This is a genomic window from Pseudonocardia sp. McavD-2-B (genome assembly GCF_024124365.1).
In the GTDB taxonomy this organism is placed as follows: domain Bacteria; phylum Actinomycetota; class Actinomycetes; order Mycobacteriales; family Pseudonocardiaceae; genus Pseudonocardia; species Pseudonocardia alni.
Window position 1 is genome coordinate 1 of sequence record NZ_JAMXSG010000458.1, and the last position, 2,394, is coordinate 2,394.

General features: G+C 76.8%; 3 protein-coding genes. All 3 read right to left on the reverse strand.

Going from position 1 to position 2,394, the window contains the following annotated elements; translation table 11 throughout:
• The coding region (locus tag NH602_RS30140) for a hypothetical protein (RefSeq protein ID WP_253069602.1) at positions 1 to 437 on the reverse strand (437 nt) is incomplete at its 3' end.
• A complete protein-coding gene (gene lnt / locus NH602_RS30145) occupies positions 407 to 1,891 on the reverse strand; it encodes an apolipoprotein N-acyltransferase (protein ID WP_253069600.1) in 1,485 nt (494 codons plus the stop codon). The genes lnt and NH602_RS30140, both read right to left, overlap by 31 nt.
• A gap of 4 nt (positions 1,892 to 1,895) precedes the next feature.
• Positions 1,896 to 2,394: polyprenol phosphomannose-dependent alpha 1,6 mannosyltransferase MptB (mptB, locus tag NH602_RS30150; protein ID WP_253069601.1), on the reverse strand; the 499-nt coding region annotated here is incomplete at its 5' end.

Sequence of the window (2,394 nt, forward strand, 5' to 3'; positions counted from 1 at the left end):
ATCGCCCGCGCGATGCGGGCGTCGGGCTCGGCGCGGGCGTCCGGCGCCGTACCGCTGTCGACCAGGATCCGCCGCAGCCCCGGCCCGTCGCCGTCGACCGCGCAGGCGACGAGGTCGGGCTCGGCCGGGTGCCCGGTCACGATCCCGGCGGGCCCGCGACCGGGCTCGAGGAACACGAAGGCCGCCCGGTGCGCGCCGCCGGTGATGCGGTGGCGCAGTCCGGCCGGGACCAGCAGGGTCCGCGCCGTGCGGTCCGGCGCGCCGTCGACGCGCACGGTCAGGTCGTCGTCGACACCGACCGCGAGGCACGCCACCGCACCCCGGTGTGCGTCGAGTCCGAGCATCGGCCCCAGGTGGACGGCCCAGCAGGGCCCCACCCACAGCCGTGCCGGGCCCGCCGCCACGGTCACCGGACGCCCGCCCGCCGGCGTCGCCACCCGAATCCGGCGGCCGCCGCGAGCAGCCCGGCGAGCGCCAGACCGTGCTCGAACCACGCCCCCCAGCGGGTCGCGAACGTCAGGTCGGTGCGCAGCGGTACCTGTTCGACCAGGGTGTCCGCGGTGTACAGCCCGGTCTCGGCGACGACGGAGCCGTCGGGCCGGATCACCGCACTCGCCCCGGACAGCGCCGCGACGACCGCAGCCCGCCCGTGCTCGACGGCCCGCAGCCGCGACATCGCGAGGTGCTGCCAGGTCATCTCGCCCCGCCCGTACCAGGCGTTGTTCGTCGGGATGACCAGCAGCGAACCGCCGTCGGCGACGCCGTCGCGCAGCACGTGGTCGTAGGCGGTCTCGTAGCAGATCGCCGTCGCCATCCGGGTGCCCGCGACGGGCAGCACCGCGGGCGCCGTACCGGGGGTGAAGTCGGCCAGCGCGACGAACGGGGTCAGGTACTGCGTGACCGCCCGCAGCGGGATGCGCTCGCCGAACGGCACGAGCTCCTGCTTGGCGTAGCGCTCCCCCACCCCGGTCCCCGGATTCCAGACGGCCACCGCGTTCTCGGTGTCGGTCGCGCCCGCCCTGTAGTTGGTGCCGACCAGGAACGGCACGCCGAGCGCGTCGACGACCCGGTCGACCGCCGGGTCGACGCCGTCGGTCGACAGCGAGCTCTCCGGCCACACGACGAGGTCGGGCCGCGGGACCGCGCCGGACCGGACGCGGTCGATCAGCACGGAGGTCTCGGCGAGGCTGTTCGCGCGCAGGGTCCGACCGGCGTCGAACAGGCCGAGCCCGATGTCGGGGGCGCTGCCCTGCACGACCGCGACGGTGCGGGTGCCGTCCTGCGCGTCGACGGGCGGGGTCGGCACCGCGAGCAGCACGAGCACGACCGCCACGACCGGGACGAGGCCGACGACCCGGCGGGGACGCTGCAGGAACGCCGCCACGCAGAACCCGGCCGCGACCACCGCGACCGACACCAGCGGGGCCCCACCGATCGCGGCGAGCGGTAGGAACGGCCCCTCGACCTGCCCGAACGCGACCCGGCCCCAGGGGAAGCCGTTGAGCGGGAACCGGCTCTGCAGCCACTCCTGCGCGGCGAAGGCGAGCGCACCCCACACCGGCGCGGCGGGCAGCCGGGCGGCGAGGGCGACGAGCGCACCGCCGAGCGCCGGGAACCCCGCCATCACCAGCGACAGCCCCACCCACGGGAACGGGCCGTAGTCGCGGCCGAGGAAGTCCTGGATCCACATCAGGTGCGTCAGGTAGAAGGCGAACCCGAACACCGCACCGAGCAGCGCGGCGCGGCGCACCCGGACCCCGGACAGGGCCCACCAGAGCAGCGCGAACGCCACGATCGCGGTCCACCACACGGTGCGCGGCGGGAACGCCAGGTGCAGCAGCACCCCGCCGACGACGACCGCTGCGATCCGCAGCGCGAGTGCCTTCACCACACGGTCAGCATGATCCGGCCGCGGCGCGGGCCCGCGCGCGGGTCCCGGCGGTCACCGCCCCCACCACCGCGACGACGAGCAGCCCGCCCGCGTAGGCGGCGACGAGCTGCATCGGCCGCCCGGAGAAGTCCCCCGCGAGCGGCGGCACCAGCACCGCGAACAGCGCCACGACGCCCGTCAGCGCCGCCCGTGGCCGCCGCGGGAGCGGCACGCAGGCCAGCGGGGTCAGGGCCCACAGCAGGTACCACGGGTGCAGCACCGGCCCGAGCACGACGACGGCGCCGAGCAGCAGGCCGAGCGCCGTCGTCGCACCGGTCCGGCCGCGGGCCTGCGCGACGAGCACCCCGGCGGCGAGGAGCGCGGCGAGCACCGTCCCGGCGGTCCGCGTCGCCGTCAGTGCCGTGGCCGGGTCGGCGCCGAGCACGCCCGCGACCGCCGCGGCCCAGTTGGTGGGCGCCATCCAGCTGAACAACTGCCCGGGCGCGGAGACCGCGCCGAGCCAG